This window comes from Streptomyces durocortorensis, from assembly GCF_016901035.1.
Lineage (GTDB): Bacteria > Actinomycetota > Actinomycetes > Streptomycetales > Streptomycetaceae > Streptomyces > Streptomyces durocortorensis.
Window position 1 is genome coordinate 9,710 of the sequence record NZ_JAFEUF010000101.1, and the last position, 14,472, is coordinate 24,181.

General features: G+C 73.7%; 6 protein-coding genes and 2 pseudogenes. 2 read left to right on the forward strand and 6 right to left on the reverse strand.

Translation table 11 applies throughout. The annotated features are described in order from the left end of the window. Positions 1–249 precede the first annotated feature (249 nt). Together JS521_RS19700 and JS521_RS19705 are read left to right on the forward strand one after the other, a co-directional pair. On the forward strand, positions 250–711 hold the full coding sequence (locus tag JS521_RS19700; protein ID WP_205084295.1) for a hypothetical protein: 462 nt from the start codon (positions 250–252) through the stop codon (positions 709–711). Between the two features lie 141 nt (positions 712–852). Continuing rightward, positions 853–2,286 (forward strand): annotated as a pseudogene (locus tag JS521_RS19705) (MFS transporter); the annotation flags it as partial. A gap of 190 nt (positions 2,287–2,476) precedes the next feature. Here the strand turns inward: JS521_RS19705 and JS521_RS19710 are convergent. The 6 genes and pseudogenes from JS521_RS19710 to JS521_RS19735 form a co-directional block, all read right to left on the reverse strand. After that, on the reverse strand, positions 2,477–3,763 hold the full coding sequence (locus JS521_RS19710) for an RICIN domain-containing protein (protein WP_205084296.1): 1,287 nt from the start codon (positions 3,761–3,763) through the stop codon (positions 2,477–2,479). 162 nt (positions 3,764–3,925) lie between these two features. Continuing rightward, the gene (locus JS521_RS19715) at positions 3,926–7,849 is read right to left on the reverse strand and encodes a hypothetical protein (RefSeq protein ID WP_205084297.1); all 3,924 of its coding nucleotides are present in this window, start codon (positions 7,847–7,849) and stop codon (positions 3,926–3,928) included. After that, on the reverse strand, positions 7,846–8,742 hold the full coding sequence (locus JS521_RS19720) for a type VII secretion system-associated protein (protein ID WP_307847921.1): 897 nt from the start codon (positions 8,740–8,742) through the stop codon (positions 7,846–7,848). Before JS521_RS19720 ends, JS521_RS19715 begins: the two co-directional genes overlap by 4 nt. 306 nt (positions 8,743–9,048) lie before the next feature. Then, positions 9,049–9,876 (reverse strand): type VII secretion system-associated protein, encoded by an 828-nt coding sequence (locus JS521_RS19725; protein WP_205084298.1) that lies wholly within the window; start codon positions 9,874–9,876, stop codon positions 9,049–9,051. A gap of 44 nt (positions 9,877–9,920) precedes the next feature. Beyond that, positions 9,921–10,679 (reverse strand): type VII secretion system-associated protein, encoded by a 759-nt coding sequence (locus tag JS521_RS19730; RefSeq protein ID WP_205084299.1) that lies wholly within the window; start codon positions 10,677–10,679, stop codon positions 9,921–9,923. A gap of 16 nt (positions 10,680–10,695) precedes the next feature. Then, positions 10,696–14,472: pseudogene (locus JS521_RS19735) on the reverse strand (lonely Cys domain-containing protein); the annotation flags it as partial.

Genomic DNA, 14,472 nt, shown 5'->3' on the forward strand with positions numbered 1-14,472 from the left:
CCCCCACACCCCCACCTCAGCGCCCCCCCCCCTCCACCATTCCTTAACACCCCCCCCCCTTTTTGTGTTGTTCTCCCCCCCCCCCCGGGGGGGGGCGGGGGCGCCCCCCCCCCCCCCCCCTGCCCTTCGGCCGCTCCAGCCACCTCCCGCTCGGGAACAATGCCCACCAAAGGGTGAGGAATGAATAAGTCTTCTCAGGATTCGATCACCCTTCGCAGAATATCGTTCGTCATGTTGTCCTGGACCATCATGGCTGTCATGATCTTCTGCGCAGCGGCGGCGATCGGCCTGATTAAAGACCCGCTCATCGGGGTGGCCGCATGCCTGGGAACGATCGTGCTGACCCGTCGTATCGGGACGGCGAGAATCATCCTGGGGAAATCCGAACTGAAGGTCGTCAATCCGGTTTTCACCTACCGGGTTCCCTACCGTCTCGTCATGGACGTCGACACGTCAACGGGCGGCACCTTGACCGTGCACACCACTGAGGGCGAGGAAATCCACTCGACGGCATTCGGAGGATCACTCCTGGACCACTTCTTCGGGACATCGGACCGGGCCGTCGCGCGGATCAAAGAGATCGTCCGGCAGCGCAGGGGCCCACGCACGGAAGCACAGGCCCGGCGGACCCTCACCGTCTCCTGGATCGCCGACTTCTGTCTCCTGGGCACCATCGGCGTCGCCGTCGCGGCTCTCCTGACGTCCGGATGATCCGGCCTCTCGCCGCCGGTCCTCCGTGCCGGGTTCGCGCCAAATCCGGTTGCCCGCGCATCGGGCCTGACATAGCTTCTCGGCTGGCTCCGGGTCGTCTGGACCAAGCCTCGGGTGTCGAGCTGCGTCAACGGGACATCGATGACTGCCGAACATGCCCTCCAACCCCCGCCGAGCGAAACCGGCGACACCGGCGACACCCAGCCGGGCATCTTCTCCCGTCCGTACGCGGCGGCCACGCTGACCTTCGCCACAGTGATGTTCCTGACCGGCTTCGCCGCGTTGGCCGTCGTGCCGACACTGCCCACAGCCGCCGAGGATCTCGACGGGGTGCCCCTGTTCCCCCTGGTGGCGGGCAGCTTTGTGGCTGCCAGTCTGCTCGGCGGCGTACTGGGTGGGCACTGGGCCGACCGCTCCGGCGCCCGGCGGCCGCTGGCGCTCGGCATGATCCTCTCCGTGGTGACGCTGCTGGTGTCGGCGTCCAGCGTCTCGGTCTGGCAGTTGGTGGTCGGCCGGTTCGTCGACGGGTTGGCGGCCGGGATGGTGGCCGTGTCCGTGACGACCGCCATCGGGCAGTCGTACCCGGAGTATCTGCGGCCCAGGATGCTCGCGATGATGAGCGCGAGCTGGATCGTCCCGTCGCTGATCGGGCCGCCGATCGCCGGTGTGGTCGCCGAGGCGTGGTCCTGGCGTGCGGTGTTCTACGGCCTGGCCGCGCTGACGGCACTGCCCGCCATCGCCCTGGTGGCGGTCCTGCGCCGGGCTCCCGCGCAGGCTGCGACGGACGGCATGGCCCTGTCCGATGACCTCCCGGCCGCCGAGGAACGCACCTCCCGGCCACCGCTGTTGGTCGCGGCGATGCTGAGCCTGGGCGCGGCGCTCGGCCAGTACGGCGTCTCCGGGTGGGACACGCGCCATCTGCTCTTCGTCCTCGCGGGCGTCGCCCTCCTCGTGGTCTTCGCGCCCCGGCTGCTGCCTGCCGGCACCTGGCGCAGTGCCCGCGGGCTGCCCACCGCGGTGCTGCTGCGTGGGCTGACGTCGGGGACGTACTTCACGGTCGAGGCGCTGGTCCCGTTGATGCTGATCACGGAGCGGCGGGTGGCCGCGGTGACGGTCGGCGTGGCGTTCACGGCCTCGGCGGTGCTGTGGGCCGGGGCGTCGTGGGTACAGGGGAAGCTCCTCCAGGACGTGGCCCGGCACCGGCTCGTCACGGCCGGGGCGCTGATCATGGCGGCATCTGTGGCCTTCGCCGTCGTGGGCAGCTTCTCCGGGGTGTCCCCACTCCTCGCGATGGCGGCCATGCCGCTGGCGGCGATCGGGATGGGGATGCTCGACCCCTGCGTCACGGTGCTCTCGCTCTCCCACAGCTCACCGGACCGGCTGGGCCACACCACCAGCGCCATGCAGACCAACATGAACCTCGGTCAGGTCGTCGTCCTCGCGTTCGCCACCGCCGTGCTCAACACCGGTCTGGCGGCCGGGGCCGGCCGGCTCGGCGGTTACGCCATCGCCTTCTCCCTCCTGCTCGTACCGACCCTGCTGGTCGCCGTCCTGGCCGTCCGCGCACGCGAGGACGCTCCCTGGCCTCTTGCCGCGGGTGATCGGTGCGGCGGAGGATTGGGCCCATGTCCACCTCCAGAACCATGCCCGCCCGCTGCGGCGGCGGACGTCCACTTTCCGGAAAACGAAGGAGCGACGCCCCCGTTCCCGTGGTGCGTAGGGCTGCACCGCAGGAACAGGGGCGTCGCTCCGCCGGAGCGGATCCTCAGACGATCCAGCGATCGCCGAAGCCGCAGTTGGCGATTTCGAGCGCGGTGTCGTCCTTCGCGCTCGCGCCGCCGGTCGGGCGCAGGCACAGGTCGTTGCTGGCCGCGTTACGGATCCAGTTGGTCCCGTCCCCGCGAGGGTCGAGCCACCAGAGCTGGTTGTCGCCGGTCGCGTTGCAGTGGAACTGGGTGACCTTCGTTCCCGCCGACCTCGCCTTGTAGTAGCCCAGGTCCAGGCACAGCCCGCCCTTGCTGTTGCGGATCAGGAAGAGGGGCGCGTTCTGGGGCCCGCCGTCCTTGTCCACGATGTCGAGGTTCCACAGCTGGTTGTCGGAGGTCGAGGTTGTGCAGGGGTCCTGGTTGATACGGCCGTCGACCTCGCCCTTGCCCCAGCCCGGGACGTCCACGCACTGTCCGGTGTCCGCGTTCTTGATCACAGTGTTCTGGACCCCGGAGCGTCCGTTGGCCCACTGGCGGAGCTTTTCGGCGGGCGTCAGCACCTTGGCCTTGGCCTTGACCTTGACCTTGGGCTTCTTCGCGTCCTTGGACTTCTCCGGCGAGGGCGTCGGCGAGGGCGTGACCGGCTGCTGGTGGACCACGGGCTCGACCGGCTTCTTCTCCTTCTTCTCCTTCTTGCTCGGCGTGGGGGAGGGGGCCGGCGACTGGCTGGTGTAGGTCTCCGGAACCAGAGGGCGTTCGCTGTCCAGCACCGTGCCGGCCGCGTTCTCGGTCCGGGTGCGCTCGGGCTCGCGGTCGTCCTGCCCCGCCAGGAGGAAGGGCACCGCGATCAGGAGCGCGCCGACGATGCCGGCCGCCGCGAGCATCGGCTTCTTGGGCCGGCTGCCGGGCGGTTCGTCGCCCTCCTGCGAGCTCGCGCCACCGCCGCCACCGGTACCGGTCGCGGTCGCCACGGAGGAGCCCGAAGCCGGGCCGTCGGTGCTGACGGTCGCCAGCTCCGCGGTCGGAACGGAAGCCGACGACGCCGACGCGGAAGCGGCGCCGGACAGTGCCGCGGCCGGGGCGGCGGGTTCGGCGGTGCTCTCCGCTTCGCCCCGGCGCGCGTTGGCGCGCGTCCCGGTCGCCTCGCCGGTCTTGGCGGCGTCGGGGCCCGTGGCGGCGTTCGTGTTCGCGTCGGCGTTCGTCTTCGCGGAAGTTCCGGACGCCGGGCTCTCCGCTCGGGTGGCGGCCTCCGGAGCGGTTCCGGAGGCGGGCGCGGCCTTACCGCCGGGCCGCTCGCCGCCGCCCGGCGCCAGTGCGCTGCCGGGGTCCCCGGGGGTTCCGGGCATGGTCACCGATCGGCGGACCGATACCGATGAGCCGCCGGAGTTCCGGCCGTTCCCCGTGCCACCTTCGCCGGTGGACGTGCCCGACCGCGTGGATATGCGGGAGGTTGGATCATGCTCTCTTGCCACCTAAGGTCCTCGCTCTTGTCGGGGTTCGTTGTCGCGTCACGGTCCGGCCCCCACAGCGCCCGCGCAGCGCTCCGGCCAGTGGCCGGTGCCCTTGGGCGTCGCTTCGGGTCCGGCTGCGACGGCTTCCAGCCGGGCGAGCACGGCCCGATCCCCCTCGGGATCGGGCGCGAGCGCCCCGGCAGGTCCGGTGAGTTCACGCAGATGGATCTGCACGCCGGGCTGCGCGCGGCGGACGGCCAGCACCCGGAAGAGCGTCCCGGGGGCGAACACGACCTCCTCCGGCCCGCGCTGCTCGGAGAACTGCCGCACGCGGCGTCCGGCCACCGACCAGATGACATAGCTGTCACCCGGCGGCGGCGCGGTGCCGGCGTCCAGCCGCACGGTGCTCAGCAGAGCCGCGTCGCGCAGCAGTGTCCCGGGACGCGGCGGTCCGGGACGGCCGCCGTCGCCGGAGGCGGTGGTGCCGCGCAGCACCGCGCCCCGGTAGGACGGCATCCGGTTCAGCGCCGAGGCCACGCAGGCGCCGTACGGCAGCAGGTCCAGCTCGCGGTCGCGCAGACTCCAGGTCAACGCGCCGTGGCTGAACGGCCCTTCCGAAAGGTGCAGGTACATCCGCAGCGCGATGAGATCGGCGCGGGCCGCCTCCTGCTCCTTTCCGCGCAGCGCGGGCATCCGGGCGAGCGCCCGTGCGACGGCCGCGCCGTGCCGGTCCCACATGTCGCCCGCGAGGGCGCGGAAGGCGGTCCGCTCGGCCTCCGAGCTGCGGTGACCGGGGTCCAGCAGGATCGGGGGAAGCGGAGCCTGCACGATCTCCGCGCCCTCGTCCTCGTTCTCCTCTCCGTCCTCGGCTCCGGCCTCGGTCACGTGGCCGGTGTCGGCCGTGTCGGGGGCCTCGGGATCGGGAACGCCTCGGGAATCCGGCGCATCCGGTACGGGCGGTACGTCCGGAAGCCGGGCGGCACCGGAGTCCGACGAGGCGGTCGAGGTGAGCGGCGCCGTCGCGGGCACGGGGTCGGAGGATTCGGCCACCACCCGGTGCGGCGGTCCCGGCGGGGCGGGCGCGGGCTCCGGATCGCGTACGTCCGGGCCTTCGTGGCGGGGAGCGGCCGGGGCGGCCTCGGTGGCGTCCGGTCCGGTGGACGGTTTCGGGGTGGGGGCGGCTGCCGGACCGTCCGCAACCGCGGAGATCTCCGGGGCTCCGGCCTCCGCCGGGGTCTTCTCGTCGTCCGCTTCCCCGGGTTCGGGCGCGAGGGTCGACGCGCCACCCGCTTCCGGCTCCCCCGGCCCCTCCGGGGGCGCGGATCCGGCGTCCACGGAGGGGCTTCCTTCGCCGTCGGGGCCTTCGGGCGCCCCAGGTGCGGGGCCCTTCCGCTCGGCACCGGACCGGCCCTGCCCGCCTTCCGGTTCGGAGCCGTCGGCCGCCGCGGGGCCGTCGGTCGTGGCGGCGTTCCCGGTCGTCACGTCGGTGGCCGGATCCCCCTCGGCGCGTTCGTCCGGGCCGGAGGTCTCAGCTGCTCCCCCGTTGTCGTCGCTTCCGGTCTCGGCCGCCGCTCCCGCGCGGCCGCCTTCGTCGAGGCCGGGGGGCCGTACGGGGTCTCCGTCCCGACCTGCGGCGCGGACCGCCGCCTCCGGGGCGTTCGCCTCCGGCTTCCGCGCTTCGGGGCGCCCGGACGGGCCGGTGTTCCGCTCAGGGGCGTGGGGCGTAGGAGCGGCATGGGGGCCGAGTGCCGGGCCCGCGGTCGTTCCCGACGAGCGGGCCCGTCCGGCGAACCCCGTCGGAACGCGGTCGTCCGACCAGTCGAACGTGTCCGCCCGTCGCTCCCGCTCCCCGCGCGCCGCACTCCTGCCGGACGCGCCGGACTTGCCCGGGGTGGCCGGGGTGCCCGAAGTCGCCGAGGTGGTCGGCTTGCCCGAAGGTGCCGAGGTGCCCGGCACGCCCGATCCACCCGAAGGTGCCGAGGTGCCTGGCGCGCCCGAAGGTGCCCGCGTGCCCGGGGTGCCCGAGCCGCCCGAGGTTGCCGGGCCGGCCGGCGTGCCCGAGGTGGCCGCCGCGCCCGGCGCGCCCGAAGTACCCGGGGTGTTCGGCGTCGTGGGCGTACCAGGTGCCGGACGCGCACCGGACGGACCGCGTCTGCCCGCCGTACCCGACGGGGCGGAGGCGGACGGCATACCGGAGGTGCCCGCCCCCGTCGCGGCGCTCGCCCCCGTCTCCGTACCGGCGGTCATCGCCTCCCTGAGCTCCCGTGCACGCTCCGTGCGCGCCGCTCTGCCCCCGATCTTCGCGGGCGGAGCCGGGGTGGACCCGGAGGCCCGTCCCGGCTGGTGGGGCACCGCGGGTTGTCCGGACTGGGTTCGAGGGCCCGGGCCGGGGAGCTCCGCCGGTCCGGACGACGCCGGGCGCTCGGTGCCCCGTACATGAGGCGGCGATGACAACGATGCCACCGTGGTGGCTCCGGACGGAGCGACCGCCCCGGCCGCGGCGGGACGGTCCGGGGCGGTCTGCTGCCTGGCCCGGACCGGGGCCGGGGCGGCGTGGCGCAGGGTGCGCAGTCCGTACTGGGCGGCCAGCCGCCGCAGTTCGCGTCCGCCGTCGCGGGCCACACCGTGCACATGGAGGACGGTGCGGCCGCGCAGGTCCGGCGCCAGGGATTCCAGCACGTTCGACAGGACCGGCCACAGCGAGGCGTCGAGGAGTTCACCCGGCATGCCCAGCTCGATCATCGGACCGGCCGGGTCCACCCGGCGGGCGGTGGGAGACAGCGCCGGGCCGCCGCGCGGCCCCACCCACATGCCGGCCCGGGTCACCGTGAGCTGCCAGTCATCGGTCAGACCGACCACGCCCTCCTCCGGACGCGCAGGCCCCGGCAGCGGAGGGCTCCAGCGCAGCAGCCGGGGCGGCCGGGCGCGGCCCTCCGCGTCCGGCGGGGAGCACCGGACCGCGTCCACGAACGGGATCCACGCAGGGGTGCCGTCCGGCGTCGCCAGGACCGAACGCACGGAGTAGGTGCCCATCAGGCCGGCGGCCGCGACGAGCGGCAGCCCGGTCATGACCTCCACGTCGATGTCCAGCCGGTCGGAGACCGACTGGGCCAGCGGCAGCAGATCGCGCCGTCCACCGGGCACGAGCCGCACGTCGACCTGGACGTCGTCCGGGAGGGCTTCGAGCACCTCGGCGACCTCCTCGGCGGAGATGTCCTCGCCGAAGGGCACGCCGACCACCACGGTCAGGCGTCGGGGGTCGACCGGTACGGCGTGGTAGAGGTCGCCGGGCCGGGCCGGCGCGGCTCCGGACGGACGGACCAGCACCCCGGCAGGTATCTGCTCGACGACGCAGCCGCCCGCCAGGGCCGACGGCAGGTCGTCGAGCGCGGACTGCCAGGACGGCTGCGGGCTGCGCGGGCCCAGGGGTTCGGGCCGTTTCCCCGGCGCGAACCGCCACCAGGCGCCCGCCGAGGACCGCCGTCCGGCGCCTTCGACGGACGGGATGAAGAGGGAGCCGCCCGGCACGACGAGCGGCGGCCCGTCCGGCGCCTCGACCTCCATCCGCCAGGCGTCGGCGATGCGGCGCGCGGTGGCGGGCCTGCCTTCGGCGTCATGCCCCGCTCCGGGCATGACCAGCCGTACGCTGTCGGCCCCCGACTCGCTCAGTGTGTCGAGCAGTTCGCTCAGCTTCGGCCAGAAGGCGGCGGATCCCGCACCCTCGGCGCCCGCGATGACGGTCACGGTCTCCTCGTCCGCACGCATGGTGCGGGCCAGGTCGGCGACGTCGGCCGGGGTGAGGGTGTCGTCGGAGAAGGTCCGCAGCAGCAGCATGCCGTCGTGGTCCTCGACCAGGAACCCCTCCTCGGCTCCACCGTTCGATTCGGTGGAGGTGGTCGGCGCGGCAGCGGCGCGGTCGCGCCCCGCACCGGTGGAGGGTCCGGTGCCGCGTCGGCGTCCGAAGACTCCTCTGCCCTTCATGCCCGGGCCTCCGTTCCGGCCGGGGACACGGCCGTTTCTGTCCGGCCGGGCGCGTCGGCGACGAGCCGGTCGGCGTCGGTCACGTGGACCGCCAGGATGCGCGGCGCACTCGGCCCTTCCGGGCTGTCCGTGCTCACCGGCCGGGCCTCGCCGCGCTCCTGGGCCGCGATCTCCTCGGCCAACGCCTCCATCTCCATGATCATTCCGGCCGGTCCGGTCGGGTTGACGTAGAGGGAGTGCCCTTCGGGCAGCCCCGCGACCACGTCGGCCACCGGGACCAGCCGGGCGGCGAGCGATCCGAGGGCGCGGAGGTGGGCCGGGCTGGTGAAGACAGGGACCACGGGGTCGCCCTGGGCCGACCGGAGGGCCGTGGGCTCGCCGTCGGAGCCGATGAGCACCGCGACCTTCGACGCGGCCAGGGTCCGCAGGACCTCGGCGGCCGGTCCGTAACCGGTGACAGCGCGCTGGACGGCGGACTCCACCGGGTCGGTGGCTCCGGACCAGCCGAGCGCCTCGGGGGAAGGCCGATAACGCTCGTTGTCCTCCCACGCCACGATGGTTCCCGTGGCGTCCGTACGCCACCGGCCGGGGACCGCCCAGTCCGGCGGCGTGCCCTGTCCCCGCCATGCGGCGTCGGGCACGCTGAGCCAGCGGTCGGGCAGCTCCCGCGCCGCCTCGACCACCTCCGGGGGCGGCTCGGGCAGCATCCCGTCCGGTGCCATCGGGTCGGCTGCTGCGAGGGCCGGGTCCGCCGGTCCCCCGGCGGTCGCAACCGCTTCGGCCGCCGCGGGCCCCGGCTCCGGTATGGCCGGGTCGTCCTCGGCTGCGGGGAGGGGCTCGGGTCCCGGCGCGGGAGGTATCTCCGGGACGGAGCTGTCGACGTACTCACTCACCGGCGGGCACTCCAAGAACAGAAGACATGAGCCATTGTTGCGAACTCACCCTCATCAGTTGACAGTCCGGTGATACGGACGGCCGGGCCGGGCCCTCTGCCGTGGTGCGCACGGAGGGGCGTGCGGGCGGCAAGCGGAATCGCGGACCACACGAGGTTCTGCTCACGGATGAACCGTACCCGCACAAAGTGGAGTTAGAGGAGTCAGATCCGTACCGCCCTGCCCTCGTCACCGCCCGGTCCTGCCCTCCGTGGCATCCGGCCCTGCCCTGCCACCGCCGACGCGGCCGGCCGGAGGCCCGCGGGCTCAGCTCTCTCCCCGGAAGAACTCGGTCCGCTCCTCGGCGGATCCAGGGGGCCAGGGGGTGGTCTCGGAGCCGCCGCCGGCCGTCAGCCCGGGAGGCCAGGCGTCGGCCTCCTCCAGGCGGGCGAACTCCTCCAGCTCGGCCTGGGCCGCCAGCAGGGCGCTCGCCGTGACGAGTTGCCCCACGGGTGCGGAGGAGCTGAGGACCAGCACCTCCTTCCCCTCGGGAAGCCGGTCCAGGAGGTCGGGTACCAGCATCATCTCGTGCGGCGGAAGCCTGTCCTGGTCCAGGGTCGGGGAGGCCGGGAAGACCGGAACGGCCTGGGTGCCGTCCTGCGCGTCGGTGACCGCCAGGCCGCCCACCTCGTCGAGGCACACGGCGACTTCGGCGTCGGCGACCATCAGGGCGAACAGATCCTCCGAGGCGTACCCGGTGGCGACCAGCTGCACGGCGGCGTCCACGGGGCTGACCGGCGGGGCCCAGCCGTGTGCGTCGGGCGACGGGCGGTACTCGGTGTTCTCCTCCCACTCCACGATGTCGCCCTCGGTGTCGCTGCGCCAGCGCCCCAGGATCGCCCAGGGAGGCGTGGGCTCGTCCTCGTCGCCGGTCCAGTGCCGGTCGATCACGGACAGCCAGTGGTCGGGGGCCGCCTTCGCGGCCTCCACGTAGTCCTCGGGCGGCTCCCGGAACCCCGGTCGGCCCCGCAGCACGGCGGACGGGCCGCCCTGGACACCGGAAGGGCGCGGTCCGGAATCAGCGGGCCCGTCGGCCGTCTCCGCGTCGGCGGGGCCGTCGGGCTCGCGGTCCGGTGCACCGGAAGGGCTCGTCATCGGGGCAACTCCATCGGTTCGCTTCGTGCGTTGTACGGGGGCGGTCAGCTCTCGGAGCGCGCGGAGGCGTCGCGGCCGGTCTCTTCGGCGGGGTCCGGGAGGGGGGCGGCAGGGAAGGAATCCGGCCCGTCCGCCTCGGTGGCCGAGGACTCCGGGGCGTCGGCCCCGGCCTCGGTGGAGCGCCCGGGTTCTTCGGGCGTCGCCCCGGCGGCCTCCTCGACCGCCCGGCGCAGGGCGTCGGTCTCGACGGTCATACCGACCGGCCCGGAGGGGTTGACGTAGAGCAGTTGGCCCTCCGGCAGACGTTCCATCAGCTCGGTGACCGGCGCGAGTTCGTAGCCGAAGCGGCCGGACGCGTGCAGATGAACAGGTGAGGAGAAGACCGGTACCACCGCGGTCCCGTCGGGTGAGACCGCCGACAGAGGTACGCCGCCGGGCGCGAGCAGGACGGCGACCTCCGCCGTGGCCAGCGCTCTGGGGACCGCCTCCCCCGGACCGTACCCCGTGGCGGAGAGCTGCACCGCCTCGTCCACCGGGTCGGTGGGGGCGGGCCAGCCGAGCGCCTGGGGCGACGGCTGGTACGCCTCGTTCGGCTGCCACTCCTCGATGTCGCCGTCCAGACCGGACCGCCACCGGCCCACCACGGCCCATTCCGGCGGATCGCCCTCGCCCGTCCATGCCGGGTCGACCATGCCGAGCCAGTGATCGGGGGCGAGCCGGGCGGCCTCCCTGATCTCCTCGGGGACCGGCGGCGCGGCGTCGTCGCCGGTCGTGGCCGGTCCTGCGGCAGTGCTGTCGTTCATGGATTCCTCGCTGGGATCAGGCACGGACGTCGTTCAGTATGCGGCGGATCCGGTCGGCCAGGCTGCCTGGGGGTATCTGGTTCCGGTCCCGGAACCAGTCGTCGACCAGCCGCTCCAGCCGCTCGGGCGTCAGTGGGGCGGCCCCTGACGCGGTGTCGGGACCGAGCGCCGACAGGAGCCGCAGGGCGTCCTCCAGGACGATCCGGTGCTCCTGGGCCCATGCGGCCACCGCGGGGTCGGCGGGGTCAGCCGGACCGGACAACTCCTCGCCCCCGAAGGGGTGCAGAGCGTGTTCGTCGGGGAACAGTCCGTCGACCGCGACGTGCTGCCTCAGTTCCGCCTCGGTCAAGGGGGCGATCCTCCAGTAACGGCCCCAGTTGTCGATGTAGTCGAGGTCGGCCGGCTCCGGGGTACCGGCGTGCCGCAGCCGGTCGAGGACCAGTTGGCTGCCCCGCATGATCTCGTCCAGACCGTGGTGCTCCGCCTGCAGCATCTCTGCCATGAGAGCGAGCCGGACCAGCCCGAGGTCGATGTCGAGGCCCCACTCCTGGCGCATCTTCACCGCCTGCGACATCAGCCGGTGGGCCGAACCGGAGGTGGCGGCCCGGACGAGGGCGCCCCTGTCCTCAGCCTCCGCCTGCGGGACGCTGTCCATGGCGATGTCGTACCGGTGCATGCCCGGAATCCACGGGATGCCGTCGTCCGGCATCAGGGCCCGCTCGGCCTCGCTCAGAGGCGGCGAGAGGTCCTCGGCACGCGCCCGGGTCCGCAGCTCACGCTCGGCCCGCTCCATCCGCCGCTGTTCCTCGGGGTTTCTGTCCGGCTGCCCCGACAACTGCTGGTAGGCGGTGATCGTCCGGGACGGAGGCCTGGCGGCCCGGTACTCCTCGGTGATCACGTCAGGGTTGGGGTCGGGGCTGCCGAGCAGTTCGGAGATGACTCCGCCCTGGCCGTCCGGCGCCTGGGAGCCGATCCAGAGCATGCCCATGCGTTCCCGCGTGTTGCCCGACTCCACGACGGCGAGGAGCTGGTCCCGGCCGGTGCCGACCGCGCCGTCGACGGTGGGGTCGTCCGAGCCCAGCTCCGCCCAACGGCCTGCCGCGACCGCCCGGTCCCACAGCTCGCGGGTCATCACCGCGAGCTGGGCGTCGACCGCTGCGTAGCCGCCGAGATACCGGCCGAGGCGCTGCTCGAAACGCACGGCCTCGGTCATGTAGCGGATGCGGGCCATGACCCACTCCGGCGCCGGCCGGTCCGCCGCCCGGCGCAGCACGGACGCCGGGGCGAAGGACAGGGCGTGCACCAGCCGGTTCAGCCGCTCCTCCTCGTCGACGGCCGTATCGCCGGGTCCTTCCGGAAGCCCGGCCAGATGGCGGTCCCCGTCCGCGACGAGCAGGGCGAGCGGTCCGCCTTCGGTGCGCTCACCGTGGAACGTCACCTCGCCGTCGGGGCCCGCCACGGCCACCGTCACACCGAGGCTGCGTGCCGTCGCCGCTGCGAGGGTCCTCATCGGCAGTGTGGTGCCGCCCTGTTGGTACGAGGGGTCGGCGAGCAGCACCCGCAGGCGCTGCACCGGAGCCGGCTCCACCCGCGAGGCCGGGAGGCGGTCGCCGTAGAGCATGGCCTCCGTGCGCAGGGATACGCCGAGGGAGACGCCGGCCCGGTCGAGGAGGGCCAGCGGAAGGTCCTGGCCGCCGTCCAGGGGCGGGATGTCCAGGTCGGACACGTCGTCCTCGGTGACCGTGCCGCCCAGCCAGGCGCGGAAGTCCTCCGCCGTGTCGACGCCCGCGTCCCGCAGTCCGTCCGCGGCCACCTGGCGGACCGCGAGGAGCAGGACGTCCGCAGTCCGGTCCCCCTCGCCCGGGGACTCGTGCAGGGTGTAGAGGGTGCCGTCCAGTTCGGCGGCGTACGGTCCCGTGCGGCGGTAGCCGTCGCGGGGTGCGGTCGCCTCCGGCTGCCGCGTCCCCGACTCGCCGGTGGCGCGGGTGTCGTCGGTTTCGTCGGTGTCGTCGGTGTCGTCGGTGAGTTCGACGATCCGGGGCGAGGTGCCGTCCTGCGCGTTGTGGTACGCCGGGTGCGGGTAGCCGGGCATCTCCCGGAACTCGTAGTCGAGGTAGTCGCGTCCGGTCTCGGGCTCCGTCACGACCTCGCGGTTGACGATGTCCAGCGCCGCGCCCGGCGGATAGAGGGCCTCCTGCTCGTTGAGCCACGCCGAGAACGGCGCCATCGGACGGGCGGTGGAGTGCTCCACGTATCCGCGCATCGCGTGTCGGTCCCGGGCGTCGCCCATCTCCTCCAGATCGCCCCGGGTGTAACCTCCGGCGGTCTCCCAGCTCTCGGTGGTACTGCGGAACCGCGGCACGAACAGCGTGGTCGCGGTGAGGAGCGGCGAGTCCTGCGGGATCGCGTCCACGGGCCCGGGCAGCCAGCCGCCCCAGTAGACCGGGCCGTTGAGCGGCGGCAGGATCTCCAGCGCCTCGACCGCCATGTCGACGTGCATGCTCATGTCGTCGTACAGCCGGTCGGCGACGCGGTCCACCCGGCGGCGGATCTCCTGGACGTCCGGACCGGTCGCGTCCGGGTCCAGATCCCGCAGATCGGACATGGCGTCGCTGAGGTCCTCGTCGCGGTCCAGCAGTTCGGGCAGGCCCTGCCCGCTCTCCACGGCGTCCTCACGGACGTACCTCCACACCCGTTGCCCGAACATCCAGCGGCCGACCGCCTCGCCGAACCGCCCGGCGGTGACGTAGGTCTTGAAGAGCTCGTGGTCCTGGCTGGAGTAGAGGTACAGGGCGGTCAGATGGCCCGGGGTCAGGGCGCGCAGGGAGGCCCGTGCGCGGTCGCCGAAGCGTTCCAGCCACTGGGTGGCGACCTCGGTCCGCTCCGCCAGCTCCTCGCTCGCCGGGGCCCCGGTCATCGCCGCGTTCATCGCCTGGACGAGGTCTCCGGGGACGTGGGTGTCGAGGCGGGAGAAGAAGCGCGTCCTCTGGTCGTAGGCCTGGTGGTGCGGCAGGACCGGGCCCATGCCGAAGACGCGCGCGGTCACCTGGTGCAACCGGGCGCCGTCGTGGGCGAGCGCGGCGCGCTCCGGCTCCAGGCCCACACCCGCCAGGTGCGAGGCGCGCAGCACCTCGTGCAGGGACTGGGTGTCGGTCAGGACCGCCCAGGACAGCACCGCCTTGCGGAAGGCCAGCAGCTCGGGGCCGCTCGCCCCGAGCGCCCGGTACGCCTGGAGCATCCACAGGGCCGGGCCGACCATGCCGCCGACGTAGCGGAATCCGCGCGGGTCGTGCGCGAGCCGGTACGCGCCCTGCCGGTTGCCGTTCGGCCGGGGCGGCCAGGGCATCGCGAGCCAGCCGGGCAGGGTCTGCTGCAGGGTGACGGGTCCTCCGTTGCCGTACGCCGCCAGGCCGAACGCCCGGACCAGCTGGGGAACCGACGGCCCGCTCTCCAGGAAGCGCGCCACCGCGTCCGGCTGTCCGGTCCACTGCTGGGCCTCCGGGCCCTGGAAGAAGGCGCCGTCCGCCGCGAGCGGACCGTGTCGCTGGGCGAGGGCCTGTCGGAGCCGGGAGAGGGCGTGCGCGGCGGCCTGGACGGTCTCGGGTTCGGCGGCCAGCCTCTGTGCCAGCCCTGCCTCGAACCGGAAACTGAGGTTGCGCCAGTTCCGGTCCCGATAGAGCCGGGCGAACCGCACGGTCTCGGGTGCTCCGGCGACCCGCCACCCGGGCACCGACCAGGGCTGGGTGGCCGGGGCGTCCGCGGCGGGGGCCGCCCGTCTCAAGGTGTCGGCGGC